The organism is Lentzea sp., assembly GCF_036380075.1.
Taxonomy (GTDB): Bacteria; Actinomycetota; Actinomycetes; order Mycobacteriales; family Pseudonocardiaceae; genus Lentzea.
In genome coordinates, this window is the sequence record NZ_DASVFL010000302.1 from 1 (window position 1) to 18,857 (window position 18,857).

Consider the following 18,857-nt stretch of genomic DNA (forward strand, 5'->3'; position numbering starts at 1 on the left):
GCGAGCGTGCGCAGGTTGTCCGGCAACTGGGCGAAGTACAGGTCGAAGGCGTGGCGGTACCGGAGCCGGAACTCCTCCATGTAACGGAGGTCCTTGCCGCATGTGGCGAGGTACTGCACGAGGTCGATCTCGCTCGCCCGCACCTTGCCGAGTTCGATGTCGGACACCTTGCTCGGGTCCCAGCCGAGCTGGACGGCCATCGCCCGACCGGTGAACGACGTGCAGGACTCCCTCAGCCGGCGCAGCTCATCGCCGAGATCCCTGCTGAGCGGGGTGGACATGATCGCGGTCATTCCGCCGAACGTAAGCCTTGGGTCAGGTCCATGCATCGGCTCGTTCGAGTGAACCTTCTGCTAAAAGACACTGCCCCGAGCTGCGAAAACGTCCCCGACGGGCTGCGTCGAACCGAGGGCCAGCCGCAGCAGCACCCGAGCCTTCCGAGGGCACAACCACCCGGCCATCACCACCCCGCGGGCGATCAGGTCCGACTCGGACCCGACGAACCCGTAGGTGTCGCGGAACGTGGTCCCCGCCCCGGTCCGAGAAGCCACGACGACCGGGAACCGCGCTCGCGAGATCGCCTCCGCCATCCCCGCCGACACGTGCCCGACGCCGGAAGCCGCCACCACCACGCCGCGGACGTCGAGCCAGTCGAGCAGCGACCCGTCATCGTCCACAGTGGCCTCGACCAGCGGCACCACCGGCACGTCCAGAGGTCGCGGCAGAGCAGGCAGCCGGTGTGCCGGGTGGAAGTACTGCGGCGCGCCCTCCACCACCAGGCCGAGGGGGCCGGGGAACGCCTCGAAGGCGTTCGGGAGGCTGCTGTGCGTCTTGCGGACCCAGCGGGCGGCGTGGACGGAGTCGTTCAGGACCAGCAGTGCGCCGCGGCCGCGGGAGTTCGGGGCGCCGGCGACGGACACCGCGGCGGCGAGGTTGGCCGGGCCGTCAGGGCCGGGGAGTCCGGGGTGGCGCATGGCGCCGGTGACGACGAGGGGTTCGTCGTGCGGCCACAGGCAGTCGAAGAAGTAGGCGGTTTCTTCGAGGGTGTCGGTGCCCTGCACGATCACGACGCCCGACGCGCCTTCCGCAACCCTCGCGGAGGCCCAGTCGAAGGTCTCCAGCAGGGTGGTGAACGTCAGCGAGGCGCCGGGGATCGTGGCCAGGGTGGCGATCTCGCCGACCTCCAGGCCGCCGACCAGGTCGCGCGCGCCCAGGGTCGGTGACACCGCGCCGGAGCCCGTCATCGTGATCGTGCCGCCGAGCGATGCCACCGCCACCCGTGAGTCCATGGACTCACCCTAGAGCTACTGGCGCCAGTACGTGATGTTGCGGAAACGGGCCTCCGCGCGGCCGCTGCCGTGGTGGTAGACGCCGTTCTTGAAATAGCGCGTCGCCGGTCCCTCGTCGGGGTGGGTGAGTTTCAGGGCGCCGTTGTAGTAGACCTTCACGGTGCCCGTTCCGCCCGAGACGGCGGTGTGCTCGACGCGGATCTTGAACCATTTGTTGTAAATGCCGGTGGCGATGACCTGGTTGCTGTCCTTGCGCAACGAGCCGCCGTTGACGTTGGCGACGTTGAGCATGACGTCGGTCGCGCGGGTGCCGTCGGGACGGCTGCCGCGCAGGATCTGCACGACGGTCGGGCCGCTGACGCCGGACGGGATGTAGATCTCGCCCTCCCAAGCGCGCTGGCCGCTGGAGTACTCCTGGTTGAAGCGCATCTCGGTGCGCGGATCGGTCGGGCTGCCCTCGGTGTGGGGCTGGTCGTAGTCGTAGACCCACATCGTGTGCACGCCGCCTTCGAACTTGTAGCGGCTGCTCAGGGCGAGGTTGTAGGGCTTCTGGACGGTGTAGGTGTACGGCGCGGACGTCCATTGCGCGGACGGCGGCTGAGCGAGGGCCTGAGCCGCCGGGGCCACGACCAGGGGTGCGGTCAACGCCAGAGCGAGCACGGAGCGTCGCGTGTGGAGTGCAGGGGTTTCCACGGTGAATCCCTCCGACTTCCCTAAGTGGTCTGTACCACTCTGGGGGCAGGAAGGCGGAGGGATCAACACTTTCCGGGAATTCCGGAACAATGTTCAGATGGGCGAACTTTTCACATTCCTGAACGGAGCTCGTCGAAAGTCGGGAACTTCGTGGCGATGTCGCTGCCGGTGAAGTTGCCGATCCACCCGTCGTCGTCGTGGAAGAACCGGACCGACACGTAGTCGGGCTCGGTGCCCATGTCGAACCAGTGCGTCGTGTTCGCCGGGACGCTCAGCAGGTCGCCCGCCGTGCAGAACACCGCGTACACCTTGTCGCCGATGTGCAGGTAGAAAACACCCGCGCCGCGGGCGAAGTAGCGGTCCTCGTCGTCGTCGTGGGTGTGCTCGGCGAGGAACCTGTTGCGGAACTCGACGGCCTTCGCGCGGTACTCGTCGGTGTCGGCCGGGGTCATCTCCATCGCGTCGACGTAGCCGTAGCCCTCGGTCTCGCTGACGCGGGCGATGTCGGCCTTGAAGACCTCCAGCGCGTTCTCGGCGGTGACACCGTCCACAACGGACCAACGGCTGAAGCGCACGCCGTGCTCCTTGAGCGCGGTGGCGATCTCCTCGGCGTCGGTGGTGCGCAGCACGGTCTCCTCGGGGCCGGTCTCCGGCCACACGGTCAGCAGCGTCATGCGTTCCTCCCCGTAAAGATGTCTCGCGTCTCCACCTTGAAGCGCAGCAGCCACTCCAGGCATTCCAGGCGGTGCCTGGCCTGCACCAGGTCGTCGCCCCACACGTACACGCCGTGCCGCGCCACGATCAGCGCCGCGACTCCCGGGTCGAAGCCCTTCTCGAAGGCGTCGCCCAGCTCGACCATGTCCTGCGAGTTCGGCACGACCGGGACGACGACCTCTTCGTGGGCCTGGCGGCCGAACCCCTTGAGCATCTCCAGGTCCCGCAACACGACGCCGCCCGGCCAGTGCTCGGCGGCGACGACCGGTGCCAGTGCGTGGACGTGCACGACGGCGCCCGCTCCGGCGACGCGGGCGATCCTGGCGTGCAGGCCGGCCTCGGCGGACGGGACCTTGGGCGAGTCGACGGCGTTGCCGTCGGCGTCGATCACCACGCTGTCCTCAGCGGTGATCTCGCCCTTGTCGACGCCGCTGACCGTGACCGCGAGCCGGAGCGGATCACGTTGCAGCACAACGGAGAGGTTGCCCGAGGTGCCGCGCATCCAGCCCATCTGCGCGTAGCGGACGCACTCGCGTGCGAGCTCCGCGGTCACGAGAGCTCCCAGACCGTCGGGTGGGGCGTGAAGTCGGCGTTGCCGTACGGCTCACCGGCGCGCGCGACGCCGACCGTCTTCCAGCCCGCCTCCTGCGCCGCGTGCAGCTCGGCGGGGACGTCGCTGTAGAAGGTGATGTCGTCGGACTGGAGCGTCTCCGCGATCTTGTGGTACGACGCGGCCTCGCGCTTCGGGCCGGCGTTGACCGTGTCGAAGTGGTGCTCCAGCAACGGGGTCAGGTCGCCGTCGGTGGTGTGCCGGAAGAACGCGACCTGGCCCGCGACCGAGCCGCTGGAGAAGATCGCGAGCTTCACGCCGTCGTCGTGCCACTTGCGGAGGGCGGGGACGACGTCCGGGAAGAACTCCGCCACCAGGTCGCCCTGCGCGTAGCCCTGCTGCCAGACGAGACCCTGCAACGTCTTGAGGGGCGTGACCTTCTGGTCGGCGTCCATCCAGTCGTGCAGCGCCTTGACGACGTCGTCGTGGCCGGAGAGCTCCTTGATCTGCCGCACGGCCTCGGCGACGACCGGGTCGTCACCGTGCTGCTCGATCCACGGCCCGAGGCGCGGGCGCGCGTAGTCGTAGAGGACGACCAGCACCTGGTCCGTCGCGCTCAGCGTGCCCTCGATGTCGAGCACGACCCACTTGCTCACCGCTGTTCTCCCTCGTAGTACTTGTCCAGCTCGGCGGCGTGGAACACCCCTCGGTCCGTCACGACGTCCGTGACGAACCGCGGCGGCGTCACGTCGAACGCCGGGTACAGCCCCTTCACCCTCGGCGTGGCACTGGGCCTGCCGAGGACCTGCAGCACCTCGGCGCCGTCGCGGTACTCGATCTCGACGTGCTCGGTCGTGGGCGCCGCGTGGTCGGGTGCCTGCACCTGGGCGTGGAACGGGACGCCGAACGCGTGCGCGGCCACGGCCAGTCCGAGTGTGCCGACCTTGTTGACGACGTGCCCGTCCATGGTGACGCGGTCGGCCGCCGTGACCAAGGCGTCCACGGCACCGCTCTGCAGGACGGCCGCGCCCATGCCGTCGGTGATGAGCGTGGTGTCGACGCCCATCTCGACCAGCGTCTCCGCGGTGAGCCGCGCTCCCTGGAGGTAGGGGCGGGTCTCGGTGCAGAAGAACCTCAGCGTCTTGTCCTGGCGCTGTGCCGCGCGGACCGTCTCGGTCAGGTAGAGGTCGGCCCAGCAGTGGGTCATGACGGTGGCGTTGTCCTGCAACAGGTTCGCCGTGTGCTCCCCCAGCGCCCGGCTCTTGGCGCGGTACGCGCGGTCGCCCTCCAGCGCGCCTTCGAGCGCCTGCGAGACGTCCCGCGCGGCGTCCACGTGGTCGAGGACGATCTTGGTGGCCTTGCGCAGGGCGTTGTTAGTGCGCCTGGTGTTCTCGAGCATCGCGGCGGTCGTGGCGAGCTCGGCGCGCGCCTCGGGGAACGGCTTCCCTTCGAGGGTGCGGGCGTGCAGCACCATGCCGTAGAGGACCGCGAAGTACGGGCCCGAGGACTGGGTGACCATGTCCTCGATGGCCCGCGCGACGTCCCCGGCCGTCCGGCACAGCACCCAGTCGCGTTCGAACGGGAACTGGCGGCGGTCGAGGATCAGCACTCCGTCGTCGGTGAGCCGCACCGAGTCGGCGAGGACGGGCTGCATCAGCTGTACCCGGTGTGGGCGGGGCGCGCGCCGGTCAGGAAGTTCTCGCCGACCTCGCGTGCCTTGTAGACGACCGGGTCGTGCAGCGTGAGCGTGCGGGCGTTGCGCCAGAAGCGGTCCACTCCGTACTTGGCGGCCGTGCCGCGTGCGCCTACCTGCTCGAAGATCCGGCTGGTGACCTCGTTGACGAGCTTGGTGCTGACGACCTTGGCCTCGGAGATCGTCACCGCGACCTCGCCGCGCTTGGCCGGGGTGAGGTGGCGGCCGAGCTCGGTGGCCTCGTGCAGCTGCCGCGCGGCTTCGTCGGCGAGCAGCCCGGCGGCCCTGGTCTGCGACACCATCTCGCCGTACGCGGCGACGATGTACGGGTCCTCGGTGGCCGCTTCGACACCGCTGACGAACCACGGACGGGTCTTCGTGCGCGTGTAGTCGGCGGCTTCCGCGAGGGCCCCCTCCGCCAAGGCCACGTAGAGCTGCGCGAGCACGAGCTGGAAGCCGATGGCGGCGAGGCTGAGGCGCTGGTCGTCGCCGGTCGGCTGGACGCCGAGGACCTCGGTCACCCGGACGTCCTCGAAGCTGACGCCACCGGACGCGGTGAGGCGCTGGCCGATGTTGTCCCAGTCGTCCAGGTAGGTGATTCCGTCAGCCTTGCCGTCGAGCAGGAACGTGAGCTTCTCGCCGTTGTCGGTGCGGGTGGCGCTGACGACGAGCCGGTCGGCCACGGCGGCACCGGTGGCGAACGTCTTGCGGCCGTTCAGCGTGTAGCCGTTCTCCGCGGGAGTGAGCTCGAGTGCCGCGTCGAGGGGGTTGCTGACGCCGGCCCAGAACTGGCCGGGAGCCTTGCCGAACGGGACGTCGAACAGGCCGCTGCGCCAGATCTGCAGGTAGTGGTACCCGAGGAGGTGCCCGATGTTGGCGTCGGCGGCACCGACGACCCGGCCGATCCGCTGCTGGGTGGCCCAGTCGTCGACGTCGAGCAGGCCGCTCTGCCGGAGCAGTTCCACCTCTTTGGCGGGTGGCTGGTTGGCCCGGTCCCTGTCGGCCGCGTCGGACCTGAGCGTCGCCGCCACGTCGTGCGCGACGTCCAGCCAGTTCGTCATCCCTGCTCCTCTCGGTGGTACCCGGTTCAACTTACTTCGTCACACCACCGGGCTAACCACGATGTGAGAGACGTCGTCCGCTGGCAGACTGCGCCGCGCACCCCGCTGTGGCGGGGACCGGCACCTAGGGAGCAACAGGTATGGCGCAGGGCACCGTGAAGTGGTTCAACGGCGAGAAGGGCTTCGGGTTCATCGAGCAGGACGGCGGGGGTCCGGACGTCTTCGTGCACTACTCGCAGATCCAGGGCAACGGCTTCAAGTCGCTCGAGGAGAAGCAGCGCGTGGAGTTCGAGATCGGCCAGGGTCAGAAGGGACCGCAGGCGCAGGCCGTCCGCGCCGTCTGAGTCCGCTTCCGGGGCCCGCTCGGCTGTCCGCCGGGCGGGCTTCTTCATGCCCCGGTTCACGGCCCGGACCGCGCGCCGAAAATTGTCAGACCCGTCTGCCATGGTGGTTCCAGTGGTGGTCAGCAGGACCACCAGGACCGAAAGGCCGGTAGCTGACGTGCGCGTCGTCGCCTCGTTCCACGGTGAACGCCAGAACCGCTCTGCTCGCGTGGGCGGGTCGCACGTCTCGTCGCCCGGTCAGGTTCCCGGCAACCAGCGGCCGGGAGCGGCGGGAGCCGTTTTACGGCCTTCGAACCGCCGGCCGTAGGGCATTCGGAGGACGGCTCAGACGCTCGCTTCGTGAGAGCCGAGCGCCTTCAGCAGCAGGTCGATCTCGCGAGCGCGCGAGCTTCCAGGTGGCACTGCCCTCCGAAGGCCTCGCAGACTCGGCTCCAGCTTCGGCGTGACCTGCGAGGAGTCGCTGAGGCCAGCCAGCACCCGCAACGTCTTGATCGCCCAGTACTGGTTGAAGGCGGTCGGTTCGTGGGCGAGAACATCGATCACGACGTCGATGCGTTCGGTGTCGGGTCGTCCGTGGAGCCCTGCGTAGCCGGTCAGCCGCCGGTCCTGGTCCTCGTCTCGAAGAGCTGCTTCCACGTTGAACGCCGATTCCCATCCAGCGGCGACGATCATCGCGCCGAACAGCTGGTCCATGAGATCCGTCCGGCTGTCCGAGCGCGGCAGTTGTCGCAGACGGCGCATCTCACGAACCAGTTCGTCCAGCGTGGGAAGGTGCCCGGCCGCCTGGCGGTCCGGTACCGAGTTGCCCACCTGGGCGGCGCCCAGGGCGGCTTGGGCGACGCTGGAAACGTCGTCGACACCCGCCTTGCCCTCTGCGGCGACCTCCTCCACCCGCTCCTCGAGTTGCCGGTACTTCAGCTTGAGACCCCCGGGCAGCTCGAGACTTTCCAGCAAAGTGCCCAACCACGGCACCAACGCGAGCCCCAGCAACAACACGGTGGTGGAGTCGATCTTGGCTGCCGGCCACACGACGTGCACCGTCGCAGCAGCGATCGCCGCGCCGGAGATGACGTAGCCGAACCGCCTCGGCCTGTTCCCCCTGGCCACCACTGCTCCTCCTCAACCGACGAGTGGGCACTCCGTCGTTCTGCAGAGGGCAGTCGGAGAAGAGAGGACGACTGTTAACGATCCTGGCCCTGAGTGCAGGAACTTCACCTGCAAGGCCGAATGAAGCGGGCGCCGCGACCCGTCGGCCGCGACGCCACCGCTTCCCGCCGCGGGACGGGCGGAGAGGGCGCTCACGGACCACGTGTGGTCCGTGAGCGGAGTGGCAACCGAGGGAGTCGAACCCTGCGCGGCTTGTGAAGGCGGCGCCCGAGGTACCGGCCCTAACCCTTCGGCTGGGCGACGGCTGCCGTGGAGTTGTACCCAGCAAGAGCTGGTCACTTCGCGTGGGATACCCGAACTGTTAAACGACCACCCGCCTGAAACGGTTTCATGTTTCAGCCGGATGGATGACGCTGGTCACATGCGACGCCTCCCTGCCATCGCAGCCCTGCTGCTCCTTCCGCTGATCTCTCCCCTGGTGCCCTCGGCCAACGCGGCTCCGTCGGGCACGTTCTACGTCACCAGTGTCGGCACCGGCCTCAACGTCGCCCAGAGCGGCGGTGGAGTGGAGCTGCACCGACCCAAGGGCAACGAGGACCACCAGCAGTGGCGATTGAGCGACAGGAGGTTCGAGAACGTCGACTCGCCGGGTCAGTGCATCACCCGTGCGCTCACCATGGGTTCGTGTTCACAGGGGGATGCGGTTCACAGCCCCGTCCAGTTCGGTGACCAGTGGGAGTTCTTCAGCCTCGGCGGTCAGTCGCGCTGGTACCTGACGCCGGTCACCAACCCGACCGAGCCGATGCCGGCCGACCCGCGCCTCGACCAGATGACGTTCCTGACCGCCCACAACGCCTACGCGAACGGGGTGGACGGCGGGTTCGCGCCGCCGTTCGTCAACCTCGCCAAGAACCAGACGCGCGGCATCGTGCAGCAGCTCGGTGATGGCGTGCGCGGGTTCATGCTGGACATCCACCAGACCGCGGACGGCGCGATCCTCTGCCACAACAGCTGCACGCTCGTCAGCAAGCCGGTGGCGCTCAACGTCGACGTCCAACGGATCGTGGACTTCCTCAAGAACAACCGCGGCGAGATCATCACGGTCTTCCTGGAGGACTACGTCGACGCGAACACGCTGCGCGCCGAACTGCGCAAGGTGCAGGGCCTGAACGACGTCCTCTACCGCGCGGAGGGAGTTCAGCAGAACGGGTGGCCGACGCGCAGCCAGCTCCAGAACAGCGGCAAGCGGCTCATCATCTTCACCGATCACGGAAAGGACGGCCGGGAGGACAGCGGCGTTCTGTACCAGAAGGACTGGACGGTCGAGAACTACTGGTCGATGGGGTCGGGCCTGGGCACGTCCGACTGGTCCTGTTACAGCCGATGGGATGAAAAACCGCTCACGGCCACGGGCAGCTTCCAGCCGTTGTTCGTCATGAACCACTTCCGCGACGTCCCGATCTCCGGCACGGCCACGTCGGACAACGGCAAGCTCGCGAACAGGGCGCAGCAGTTCTGCCAGCCCGCGGCGCGGAAGAAGCCGAACTTCCTCGCGGTCGACCTCTACCACCTCGGCAACGCGGCCGCGGCGGTCAGCCAGCTCAACTCGTACGTATATAGGGCGTAGCCCAAATAGTGGGAGTTGTACGCTCCGCGCATGGCCTCGATCCTGTTCACGCGCGGAGCGCCCTCTCTCGACATCATCGACCAGGAGGGTCTGCGCGAAGCGGCGCAGAAAGCCTTCACGGACGACCCCGGTGGCACGTTCGCGTACGGCACGAGCGTCGGTTACGTGCCGCTGCGCACGTGGCTCGCGGAGCAGCACGGTGTCGAGCCGGAGCAGGTCCTCGTGACCAACGGGTCGATGCAGGCCGACGCGTTCCTGTTCGAGCTGCTCGTGCAGCCGGGCGACGACGTGGTGGTCGAGGCGCCGACCTACGACCGCACGCTGCTGAACCTGCGCCAGCGCGGCGCGAAGATCCACGCGATCGAGCTGGAGACCGACGGCATCAACGTCGACGCGCTGGAGAAGCTGCTGGAGAGCGGTGTGCGGCCGACGCTCGCGCACATCATCCCCAACTTCCAGAACCCGGCCGGCTACACGCTGTCCGAGGCCAAGCGCGCGCGGCTGCTCGACCTCGCGGCCAAGTACGACTTCGTGCTGTTCGAGGACGACCCGTACATCAAGGTGCGGTTCGAGGGCGAGGCCCTGCCGACGATGCTGTCGCAGGACACCGGCGAGAAGGTCGTCTACGCGTCGTCGTTCTCGAAGACCATGGCGCCCGGCATCCGCTGCGGCTACCTGGTCGGCCCGAAGGCCGTCATCAAGAAGATCCAGGACATCGCCACCACCACGTACATCTCGCCGAACATGGTGGCGCAGTCGATCGTGAACTCGTACTGCCGTTCGGGCCGTATCGAGGAGTCGGTCGTGAACGTGCAGAAGCAGCTGCGCGCGCGTCGGGACGCTCTCGTCGCGGCACTGCAGCGCGAACTGCCCGAGGCCGTCTTCACGGCACCGCAGGGCGGCTACTTCATGTGGGTCGAGCTGCCGGGCGTGTCGATCGAGAAGCTCGCGCCGGTCGCGAAGGAGCACGGCGTCGAGTTCGTGAAGGGCTCCGACTTCCTGCTGGAGGGCGGCGACAACGAGATCCGCCTCGCGTTCTCGGGTGTCACGCCGGAGCAGATCGACGAGGGCATCACCCGCCTCGCGGCTGCTGTGCGCTCACTTTCCTGATCTGCGCTTCCAGGTGTTCCGGCAGCTCACGACGCTGCCGGAGCGCCTGGCGCAGCCGGGGCAGCGCCGCCCGGAACGCCCGCGGGTCCTTCAGCGACGCCGCCAGCGCGCTGCCCACCGGCCGGCGCATCCACGACGCCAGCACGGCGTTGCGCCGCTCGACGATCGCCCCGTCCGGTGCCCGCTCGGCCGCCGGGTGGTGGTGCGCCACCACGTCCTCGACGTAGCAGAGCGCCCACCCCGCCGCCGCGAGGTCCCACGACAGCAACGTCTCCTCGCCGCGGAAGAACAACACCGGGCTGAACCCGCCCACGTCCAGGAACGCCTGCCGCCGCACGACGGCCGAGCAGGCCATGAACCCGAGCACCGCGGGGCCCGCGACCCCTTCGCCCAGCGGGCTGTCGCGCAGCAGCGGCGTGATCGGGTCGGGTCTCTCCGACGGGCCCACCAGCGTGCGTGCCGCGATCACCGCCAGGTCCGGGTGCTGGTCGAAGATCCGCTCCGACCGTTCGAGCGCGTCGGGAGCCCACCACGAGTCATCGTCGGCGAACGCCACGAACGGTGTCCGCGCCGCCTGCACGCCGAGGTTGCGCCCGGCCGCGCCGCGGTTCACGGCCGATTCCAGCAGTAGGACGTGCGGGAACTCCTTGCGCACACGGGAAACCGTGTCGTCGGTGGACGCGTTGTCGACCAGGATCACGGGCACCGCGAGCTCGCTGAGGCGCGCGAGCGTGCGCATCAGGCTGCCCGCGCGGTTCTGCGAGGCGACGACGACGGTGGTCCGGGCCATGCCAGTCGTCTACCCCGGCAGACGCCATCGACACTCTGACAGTAGATGACATGAAATATGGCAGTAACTGACAGTTTGGGTTAGGTTGGCGCCGTGGACACGCTCACCACGCGCGCCGCGAAGGACCTGCGCACCCGCCTCGCGATCCAGGAGGCGGCCATCGCGCTGTGCCTCGACCAGGGCTTCGCCGCGACGTCGACCAGGGCGATCGCCGACCGCGCCGGCATCTCCGAACGCACGCTCTTCCGCACGTTCGGCACCAAGGCCGCGATCTTCTGGTACGACGCGTTCCTCAGCCGGGTCGTCCGCGCGCTCACACCGGATCCGGACCCGGTTGCCGCGCTGGTCGCGGCGCTGCGCACGGCCGTCGACTCGATCACGCCGGAGCAGTGGGCGCTGGAGCTGGGCCGGCGGGCCGTGATCGTCCGGGAGCCGGACCTCATCGCGACCGGCACGCAGGAGCTGAACACCGGCGCGGCGCAGATCGCCACGATCCTCACGCCGCCGCTCGCCTCCCCCGCCCAGGCCTTCGACCTGGTGCTCTTCGCGCGGTTCGCGGTGGCGGGCTTCGGCGTCGTCCCGGTCCACGCCGACACCACGCCCGCGGACTGGGGCGCACGACTGGAACGGGTGGTGCACAAGGCCGCCCACGGCGCGTTGGAGCGGTCATGAAGCTGCCGAACCTCATCACCGACCCGAACACGCTGGCGGGACTCAGCCACGACGAGGCGGAGTGGGCGCCGGCGGGCACCCCGTTCGCCGCGTTCCGGCCGCGGTCCACAGAGGACGTCCAGCAGGCCGTGCGGGCCTGCGCCGGGAACAACGTCCCGATCGTGCCGCGGGGCGCGGGCACGGGGTTGTCCGGCGGTGCCAACGCCGTCGACGGCTGCCTGGTCCTCGACCTCAGCCGGATGGACCGGATCGTCGAGATCGACCGGGAGAACCTGCTCGCCGTCGTGCAGCCGGGCGTCGTGAACGACGACCTGAAGAAAGCCGTTGCGGCGCAGGGACTCTGGTACCCGCCGGACCCGGCGAGCTCGCCGTGGTCGACGATCGGCGGCAACGTCTCGACCAACGCGGGCGGCCTCTGCTGCCTCAAGTACGGCGTGACGCGCGACTACGTGCTCGGCCTGGAAGTCGTGATGGGCGGCCCGGTCGCGTACGGCACGGCGGTCAGGCTCGGCCGGCGCACGACCAAGGGCGTGGCGGGCTACGACCTGACCAGCCTGCTCGTCGGCTCCGAGGGCACGCTCGGCGTCGTCACGGAGATCACCCTGCGGCTGCGGCCCGCCCCGGCTCCGTCCGCCACCGTCGTCGGCGCCTTCCCCGACCTCGTCTCCGCCGGTCGGGCCGTCGCACTGGCCACGAGCCGCGGTCTTCAGCCGGCGGCGCTGGAACTGGTCGACCGCGCGTGCCTGCAGGCCGTCGAGGACTGGAAGCACCTGGGCATCGAGCCGGACACCGAGGCGATGCTGCTGGCCCGCGCCGAGACCTCCGACGACGCCGACGGCCTGGCCGCGGCCTTCACCGACGCGGGCGCAGTCTGGACCGAACGCTCCACCGACTCGACCGAGGCCGAGGCCCTCTTCGCGGCCCGCCGCCTCGCCTACCCGGCCCTCGAACGCCTGGGCCCGCTGCTGACCGAGGACGTCTGCGTCCCGCGGTCCGCGGTTCCCGCGATGCTCGCCCGCATCGTCGAGATCGGCGCACGGCACGGCGTGCACATCGCCACCATCGCGCACGCGGGCGACGGCAACCTGCACCCGTTGCTGATCACCCCGCCCGGCGACGACAACGCGCGCGTCGCGGCGCAGGCGGCGTTCGACGACATCATCGGCCACGCCCTGGAGCTGGGCGGCACCGTCACCGGCGAGCACGGCGTGGGCCTGCTCAAGCGCGACGGCATGATCCGCGAGCTCGGCCCCGACGTGCACGCCGTGCAGCAGGCGGTCAAGGCCACCCTCGACCCGCTGAACCTGTTCAACCCCGGCAAGGCCTAGTGCGGTGGCCCCAATCCTCCCCGGGGTGCGCACGGCCCAGGTGGACGCCACGCGGCACCTCCCCCCCGCCCCCGTACCACCAGTACGAGGACGTGGGGGAGGCACCACGATGCATCGCCCTGGACCGGTCGCAACCCGGCAAGGGTTCGTGACCACCGCACTAGGAGACCACGCATGCGCGTAGCGGTAGAGGGCGGCGACCTGGCCGTCGAGGTCCACGACGGCGGCACCGCACCGGTGCTGGCCATCCACGGCGTGAGCGGCAGCCGCAAGCTGTGGAACTGGGTGGCAACCCACGACATCACGCTCGTCACGCCGGACCTGCGCGGTCGCGGCGACAGTTCGAACCTGGCGGGCGCCACGATCAAGCAGCACGCCGACGACATGGTCCGCGTGCTCGACGCCTTGGAGCTGGACTCGGCAACCGTCGCCGGCATGTCCATGGGCGGCTATGTGGCCGTGGACCTGGCTGTGCGCTATCCGGACCGAGTGCGCGCGCTCGTCCTCGTGGACGGCGGCCTCCCCATGCCCGCCCACGCCCAACTGACCGAGGAAACCCTCACGGCCGTGATGGCCCCACAGCTGGCCGCTCGTCAACGCACGTGGACGCTCGACGACTATCTGGCGGTACACGCCACGCTCAACCCGCTTACCGACGTCACCGACCCGTTGATCCGCGAGTACTACGCCCACGACCTGACCGCCGACGGTCACCTGAGGCTGTCCGCGGAGACCTTGGCAGCCGACACCAAGGACGTCGTCTTCGGCTCGTCGCGCTGGCAGGAGCTGACCGTGCCGACGTGGTTCGTGCACGCCGAGTGGAGCACCGGCCCGGACTCGCCGCCGGCCTACAGCGTCGAACGGGCCCACGCCTACGCCTCGGAACTCGCGGTGTTGCACGAGCCGGTGCTGATCACCGGGGTGGACCACGGCGGGACCGTGATGACCGCGGCGGGCGCGGCCGTGACGGCGGAGGTGCTGGCCGAGGCGCTGAAGCACGCGGCGAACTGAGCAACGCGCCACACCCGGTGGACCCGGCGCCGGCCCCGAGATAGTGTGTACACCAATGATTAGTACACCAAGCATCCCGGAGAACCCGCTCGAGCTCGAGCGTCAGGTTTGTTTCGCCCTCGCCGTGGCATCCAGGACCGTCATCGCGGTCTACCGCCCCATCCTGGAGCCGTTGAACCTCACGCATCCCCAGTACCTGGTGATGCTGGCTCTGTGGGAGAGGTCGCCGCGCACGGTGAAGGACCTGAGCGGCGTCCTGCAGCTCGACCCCGGCACCCTCAGCCCGCTGCTCAAGCGGCTGGAGGCCATCGGGTACGTCGAGCGGCAGCGGGACAGAAGCGACGAGCGGGCCCTGGCGCTGACCCTGACCGAACAGGGGCAGGAGCTCAGGAGGGAGGCTTTGAAGATCCCCTTCAAGGTCGTGGAGCAGCTGGACATGACGTTCGAAGAACTCGCGCAGCTGAACCAGGTGCTGCACAAGGTGATCGCGAAGGCCACGCGGTGAACCCCGCGCTGAAGGCCTGGTACTACGCGGGAGGCAGGCTTCCGCAGAAGTACAGGGAGTTCGTCTACGACGACGTGACCGGTCCGAAGTGGTTGCTGCGGTTCACGGTCCGCAGCCTGGTGCAGGTCACCCCGCTGACGGCGGCCATCACGCTGGCGCTCGTGTTCTGGCTCGGGTCGCCGTGGCCGCTGGCAGTCGCGTGCGGTGGGCTCGGTTTCGTTGTAGGACTGTACTTCGCGCTGTCCTACGCGCCCGAGAGCGTGGACCACCGCCTCACCAAGTACGGGTATCCACGAGGGTCGGCGACCGCTGGTCGCCGCGAGAGAAACGCCGTGCGGGACCGCGACCGGCAGGCGAAGTACGACGCGGTGTGGCGGCGATCCGAAGGGTAGGGACCACCCATGGCCTTGTTGAGCGACCAGTTCCGGTTCACGAGGCCACAGGTGCTCACGCTGACGGCCGGGGTGCTGCAGCTGGCGTTCGGGTGGCTGGACCTGTTCAGGTTGGACCCGAACTACCACATCATCCAGATCGGCGTCGGGGTCATGGGCATCGTCATGGCCTGGCGGCCCGACACCGCGCGGATGTACGGACTGGTGCTGTTGCTGGGGTTCGGGATCTCGGCGTTCTCCCTCGACGACGTCACACCCGAGGGGTTCCTGCAGATCCGCACGGCGGTGATCGGGCTCGTGATCACGCTGGCCAGGCCGGCAAGGGCAGATCGGAAGTAGGCGCGGCGGAGATGGACAGCAGCGACGTCAGCGTCGCGTAGCCGGAGTCCAGCAGTGCCGCGTCGGTGCCGGGATCCGGCTCGTCCTCGGAGTACACGTGGACCAGCTCGACCTCGTTCTCACCCACGTCGTCCACCCGGCTCTGCACGGTGCCGAAGCGCGCGAGGTCGGCCCAGCGGAGTCCTTGCACGTCAACGGTGTTCGGCACGTTCAGCGAGAGCACCGTCGCGGCGGGCATGTCGAGCAGCACCGGCAGGACGGCGCGCACGGCCTCGCCGGCCTTGTCCCACAACGGTTCGGGCCCGTCCAACCCCACGTCGAGCGAGACGGCCAGCGCCGCGACGTCGTTCAGGTGGGCCGTCAGCGCCGCGCCGACGGTGCCGGAGTGCAGGACCGCGCGGCCCACGTTCGCGCCGAGGTTGATGCCGGACAGCACCACGTCGGGCTTGCCGCCGAAGCCTCCCCGGCAGGCGATCAGCGAGATCAGCCCGGGGTGGGCCGCGACGGCCCAGGCCTCCGCGTTCAGTCCGGGCAACGTGCGGCGCGCGCTGACCACACGGCCGGTGTCACCGACGGCCGCCACCGAGGCGCTCGTGCCGCTGGCCTGCGTGGACGGTGCCGCCACCACCACGTCCAGTCCGCACGAGACCGCGGCCGACGCCAGGGTCAGCAGACCGGGAGAGTCGATTCCGTCGTCGTTCGTGATCAGCGCCCGCATCCGCTCATTCCTCGATCGGCTCCAGTTCCACGCGCTTGCTCAGCTCGCGCACGGCTTCTCCCCCGCCACTGCCGAGGCCGTGCCGGGTCACGTTCACCGCGCCCGCCGCCGCGCCGAGCTTCACCGCGTCGTCCAACGACATACCCAGCGCGAGGCCGGCTGAAATCCCCGCGGTCATGGAGTCGCCGGCGCCCCGCGTGTCGACGGGCTCCAGCTTCGGCATCCGCACCAGGTAGAGCTTGTCCTCCAGCAACGCCAACGCAGGTTCGTCGGCCCGTGAGACGACCACGCCGTGCACGCACGACTTCGCGATCTCCCGCGCCTTCTCGATGAGCTTGGCCAGATCCTCCTCGCCGAGCTCCTCGTGCGAGACCTTCACGACGTGCGGGCCGCCGCGCACGGCCTCGGCCAGCCGGTCGCCCGCCAGGTCCACGATCACGCGGCAGCCGTTGTTCGTCAGGTCGGAGGTGAGCCGGAAGTACGTCTCGTGCGGCAGCACGCGGTCGTCGGACGGCCCGCTGAGCACCGCCGTGCCCGCGCGGATGCCCTCCAGCAACGCCGACTCGTACACGTCGTCGAGCTCGTGCCGCGACAGCGCGTCGGGCAGCATCTCGACCATCTCGGAACGGCTGCCGTCACGGCGATCGTGCACGTAGGCGCCGTTGCGCGCGGCAACGTCCCGCGCGTGCAGCTCGACGTGTTCACCTTCTAAGAGGGTCTTCAGCACACGGCCTGTCTCGCCGCCGAACGTCGCGCAGACGACGGCTTCGACGCCCAGCGCGGCGATCATCCTGGACTGCCAGAAACCCTGGCCGCCGGCGTGCAGGTGCACGTCCGGCTCACCGTCGAGGTCCTCGACGGTGACGGTCAGCTGAGGGGAAGGGGCAAATACGGCAACTCGGGCATCCACGACATCCTGATACCCCAAGGGGACGGGCGATATTCGCCCGTCCCCTTCTAGTTCACGCGCCGGAGCCCCCGGTCGGGTCGTCCCCGTCCTGTGGTGGTGGCGCGCCGCCGGGCCCCATCTTCTCGTCGGCGCGCCACTCGCCCGGTTCCGTCATCTCGCGGTACTCGTCGACCTCCTGGGGCGTGGGGTCGACACCCGCCTCTTCCGCGAACTCCTCGGCCACTTCTGGATCAGTCATGACCCGCGAGTACCCCGAACGGCTCAGCAAACGCCGTCGTCGCGCCAGACGCCCCACTGGCCGGTGGTGCCGGGCTCCTCGCCCTGCGTCCACCACTTCGCGGTCCACCTGTGGCCGCCGTGCGAGACCGCGTCGCCGCCGTTGTAGACCTTCGAGCGCTCCCACGCGGGCTGCGCGCACGGGCCGGGCGGCGGGCCGCCGGTGTCCCACGGCACCTGCGGCGACCGGTAGAAGTTGATGCCCATGGTCGTCCAGCGCGGGGCCTGGTTGCCCAGGCGCACCTTGAACTGGTCCCAGTTGTGCGTCGACCACGGCGACCAGCCGAGCTCGGCGTGCCCGGCGAGCCGCGGGAACGCCATGAACTCGATGTCGCGCGAGGTCACCAGCGTTTCCGTCCACAGTGGAGCTTCGACGCCGAACACCGACGACTCGAAGACGCCGCTCAGGTGCGTGCCGGGGTTCCAGTTGTAGGCGTCCTGGACCTCGATGAGACCGGCCCACGACAGGCCCAGCGGCGTGCTGGAGTTGTACTTCTGGTCGATGTACGCCTTGTTGGCGGGCGACATGATGACCTTGTTGCCACGCGCCGCCGCTGCCTGCACCACCGCGTTGGACGTCGTGGTGCCCCAGTACTGCGGGATCGCGGTGGTGTCGGTCGTGGTCTTGACGAACTCGTGCCAGCCGACCGCGGTCTTGCCGTACTTCTTCACGATCGGCAGCACGCGGGTCATGAACGTCTGGTAGTCCGCCTCGGAGGTCGAGTGCGCCTCGTCGCCGCCGAGGTGGAAGTACGGGCCGGGCGTGAGAGCGGCGATCTCGCGCACCACGTCGTCGACGAACTGGTACGTGATCTCCTTGTTCACGCACAGCGAGGAGTAGCCGACCTCGGTGTCCGTGCGCAGCGCCGGGGCCCGGCCGTCGCAGTTGAGCTCCGCGTACGAGGCGAGGGCGGCGTTGGTGTGGCCGGGCAGGTCGATCTCGGGGATCACCGTGATCTTGCGCGCGGCCGCGTACTGCACGATCTCGCTGTACTGCGCCTTGGTGAAGTAGCCGCCGGCACCGCCGCCGACCTGCGTGCTGCCGCCGTACGTGGTGAGGCGCGGCCAGCTGTCGACCTGGATCCGCCAGCCCTGGTCGTCGCTCAGGTGCAGGTGGAAGTAGTTGATCTTGTAGAGCGCCAGCTGGTCGATGTACCGCTTCACCGACGCGACGGGGTGGAAGTGGCGGGCCACGTCGAGCATCGACGCCCTGTAGGAGAACCGCGGGTAGTCGACGACCAACGCACCCGGCACGGTCCACGGACCGGGTTGCGCGGTCGTGCTCTCGACGGCCGCGGGCAGGAGTTGCCGCAACGTCTGGACGCCCGCGAACAGGCCTTCGGAGGTGTTCGCGCGCAGCACGATCGAGCTCGCGGCCACGTCGAGCTGGTAGCCCTGCTGACCGACGGTCGCCGGCGCGCCCGAGAGCAGCAGCGAGATGCCGTCGGACGATGTGCCGGTCGTGTCGGAGACGGGCAGCGGGAAGCCCGTGGACGGTCGCAGCACGCCCGCCAGGAAGTTCCCCGCGTCCCGTGCGGCCGGGGCGGTGTAGATCTTGGTGCCGGTCGTCAGGGTGTGCGTGACGCCGGATCTGGCCTGGACCGAGACGGGCACCGGGACCAGGCTCTGCAGCGGCTCCGCGGCCTGCGACTGCGCGCTCACGGAGAGCGCGGCGGTCACGGCGACGACCACGGCGAGAACGCGAGTTCTCACGACTCCTCCTTCACG

23 protein-coding genes are annotated in these 18,857 nt (G+C 69.4%); 9 read left to right on the forward strand and 14 right to left on the reverse strand.

What is annotated here, in order from left to right:
• The 8 genes from VF330_RS31710 to VF330_RS31745 form a co-directional block, all read right to left on the reverse strand.
• Positions 1-293: helix-turn-helix transcriptional regulator (locus VF330_RS31710; RefSeq protein ID WP_330855377.1), on the reverse strand; the 293-nt coding region annotated here is incomplete at its 3' end.
• Between the two features lie 60 nt (positions 294-353).
• Positions 354-1,289, reverse strand: coding sequence for an asparaginase (locus tag VF330_RS31715; protein WP_330855378.1), 936 nt, complete (start codon positions 1,287-1,289; stop codon positions 354-356).
• Between the two features lie 15 nt (positions 1,290-1,304).
• Positions 1,305-1,982, reverse strand: coding sequence for a polysaccharide lyase family 7 protein (locus VF330_RS31720; protein WP_330855379.1), 678 nt, complete (start codon positions 1,980-1,982; stop codon positions 1,305-1,307).
• A 110-nt stretch (positions 1,983-2,092) separates the two neighbouring features.
• On the reverse strand, positions 2,093-2,656 hold the full coding sequence (locus tag VF330_RS31725; protein WP_330855380.1) for a cupin: 564 nt from the start codon (positions 2,654-2,656) through the stop codon (positions 2,093-2,095).
• Entirely contained in the window at positions 2,653-3,249 is a 597-nt protein-coding gene (mtnB, locus tag VF330_RS31730; RefSeq protein ID WP_330855381.1) for a methylthioribulose 1-phosphate dehydratase, read from the reverse strand. The genes VF330_RS31725 and mtnB overlap by 4 nt, the downstream gene beginning before the upstream one ends.
• Complete coding sequence (gene mtnC, locus VF330_RS31735) at positions 3,246-3,902, reverse strand: acireductone synthase (protein WP_330855382.1); 657 nt, start codon at positions 3,900-3,902, stop codon at positions 3,246-3,248. The genes mtnB and mtnC overlap by 4 nt, the downstream gene beginning before the upstream one ends.
• The gene (locus VF330_RS31740; RefSeq protein ID WP_330855383.1) at positions 3,899-4,900 is read right to left on the reverse strand and encodes a s-methyl-5-thioribose-1-phosphate isomerase; all 1,002 of its coding nucleotides are present in this window, start codon (positions 4,898-4,900) and stop codon (positions 3,899-3,901) included. The genes mtnC and VF330_RS31740 overlap by 4 nt, the downstream gene beginning before the upstream one ends.
• Positions 4,900-6,000, reverse strand: coding sequence for an acyl-CoA dehydrogenase family protein (locus tag VF330_RS31745; RefSeq protein WP_330855384.1), 1,101 nt, complete (start codon positions 5,998-6,000; stop codon positions 4,900-4,902). Before VF330_RS31745 ends, VF330_RS31740 begins: the two co-directional genes overlap by 1 nt.
• 140 nt (positions 6,001-6,140) lie before the next feature.
• Between VF330_RS31745 and VF330_RS31750 the strand changes: the two genes are divergently transcribed.
• Positions 6,141-6,344 (forward strand): cold-shock protein, encoded by a 204-nt coding sequence (locus tag VF330_RS31750; RefSeq protein ID WP_330855385.1) that lies wholly within the window; start codon positions 6,141-6,143, stop codon positions 6,342-6,344.
• Between the two features lie 324 nt (positions 6,345-6,668).
• Here VF330_RS31750 and VF330_RS31755 read toward each other — a convergent pair whose 3' ends face one another.
• Positions 6,669-7,451: a hypothetical protein gene (locus tag VF330_RS31755; RefSeq protein WP_330855386.1), complete on the reverse strand. Its 783-nt coding sequence runs from the start codon at positions 7,449-7,451 to the stop codon at positions 6,669-6,671.
• 421 nt (positions 7,452-7,872) lie between these two features.
• Here VF330_RS31755 and VF330_RS31760 point away from each other — a divergent pair, with 421 nt between their 5' ends.
• Positions 7,873-9,078: a PI-PLC domain-containing protein gene (locus VF330_RS31760; protein ID WP_330855387.1), complete on the forward strand. Its 1,206-nt coding sequence runs from the start codon at positions 7,873-7,875 to the stop codon at positions 9,076-9,078.
• Positions 9,079-9,108: 30 nt separating this feature from the next.
• Entirely contained in the window at positions 9,109-10,188 is a 1,080-nt protein-coding gene (locus VF330_RS31765) for a PLP-dependent aminotransferase family protein (protein WP_330855388.1), read from the forward strand.
• Here the strand turns inward: VF330_RS31765 and VF330_RS31770 are convergent.
• Positions 10,151-10,978 carry a glycosyltransferase family 2 protein gene (locus VF330_RS31770; RefSeq protein ID WP_330855389.1) on the reverse strand — a complete coding sequence of 276 codons (828 nt, stop codon included), beginning with the start codon at positions 10,976-10,978 and terminating at the stop codon, positions 10,151-10,153. The genes VF330_RS31765 and VF330_RS31770 overlap by 38 nt on opposite strands.
• 93 nt (positions 10,979-11,071) lie before the next feature.
• Here VF330_RS31770 and VF330_RS31775 point away from each other — a divergent pair, with 93 nt between their 5' ends.
• The 6 genes from VF330_RS31775 to VF330_RS31800 all read left to right on the forward strand — a co-directional run bounded on the left by VF330_RS31775 (position 11,072) and on the right by VF330_RS31800 (position 15,225).
• Positions 11,072-11,650, forward strand: coding sequence for a helix-turn-helix domain-containing protein (locus VF330_RS31775; protein WP_330855390.1), 579 nt, complete (start codon positions 11,072-11,074; stop codon positions 11,648-11,650).
• The gene (locus tag VF330_RS31780; RefSeq protein ID WP_330855391.1) at positions 11,647-12,978 is read left to right on the forward strand and encodes an FAD-binding oxidoreductase; all 1,332 of its coding nucleotides are present in this window, start codon (positions 11,647-11,649) and stop codon (positions 12,976-12,978) included. The genes VF330_RS31775 and VF330_RS31780 overlap by 4 nt, the downstream gene beginning before the upstream one ends.
• A 174-nt stretch (positions 12,979-13,152) precedes the next feature.
• Positions 13,153-13,989: an alpha/beta hydrolase gene (locus VF330_RS31785; RefSeq protein WP_330855392.1), complete on the forward strand. Its 837-nt coding sequence runs from the start codon at positions 13,153-13,155 to the stop codon at positions 13,987-13,989.
• A 55-nt stretch (positions 13,990-14,044) separates the two neighbouring features.
• The gene (locus VF330_RS31790; RefSeq protein WP_330855393.1) at positions 14,045-14,494 is read left to right on the forward strand and encodes a MarR family transcriptional regulator; all 450 of its coding nucleotides are present in this window, start codon (positions 14,045-14,047) and stop codon (positions 14,492-14,494) included.
• On the forward strand, positions 14,491-14,886 hold the full coding sequence (locus VF330_RS31795) for a DUF5313 family protein (protein WP_330855394.1): 396 nt from the start codon (positions 14,491-14,493) through the stop codon (positions 14,884-14,886). Before VF330_RS31790 ends, VF330_RS31795 begins: the two co-directional genes overlap by 4 nt.
• A gap of 9 nt (positions 14,887-14,895) precedes the next feature.
• Positions 14,896-15,225, forward strand: a complete 330-nt coding sequence (locus tag VF330_RS31800; protein WP_330855395.1) for a hypothetical protein — start codon at positions 14,896-14,898, stop codon at positions 15,223-15,225.
• Here the strand turns inward: VF330_RS31800 and surE are convergent.
• Genes surE through VF330_RS31820 form a run of 4 tightly spaced genes read right to left on the reverse strand, consistent with a single transcriptional unit; the run spans position 15,188 to position 18,821 of the window.
• Entirely contained in the window at positions 15,188-15,943 is a 756-nt protein-coding gene (gene surE, locus VF330_RS31805; protein ID WP_330855396.1) for a 5'/3'-nucleotidase SurE, read from the reverse strand. The two genes, VF330_RS31800 and surE, sit on opposite strands and share 38 nt — an antisense overlap.
• Before the next feature lie 4 nt (positions 15,944-15,947).
• Positions 15,948-16,853, reverse strand: a complete 906-nt coding sequence (locus tag VF330_RS31810; RefSeq protein ID WP_330855397.1) for a 1-phosphofructokinase family hexose kinase — start codon at positions 16,851-16,853, stop codon at positions 15,948-15,950.
• Between the two features lie 52 nt (positions 16,854-16,905).
• A complete protein-coding gene (locus VF330_RS31815; protein WP_330855398.1) occupies positions 16,906-17,091 on the reverse strand; it encodes a hypothetical protein in 186 nt (61 codons plus the stop codon).
• A 23-nt stretch (positions 17,092-17,114) separates the two neighbouring features.
• Positions 17,115-18,821, reverse strand: a complete 1,707-nt coding sequence (locus tag VF330_RS31820; protein ID WP_414675502.1) for a family 20 glycosylhydrolase — start codon at positions 18,819-18,821, stop codon at positions 17,115-17,117.
• Positions 18,822-18,857 lie beyond the last annotated feature (36 nt).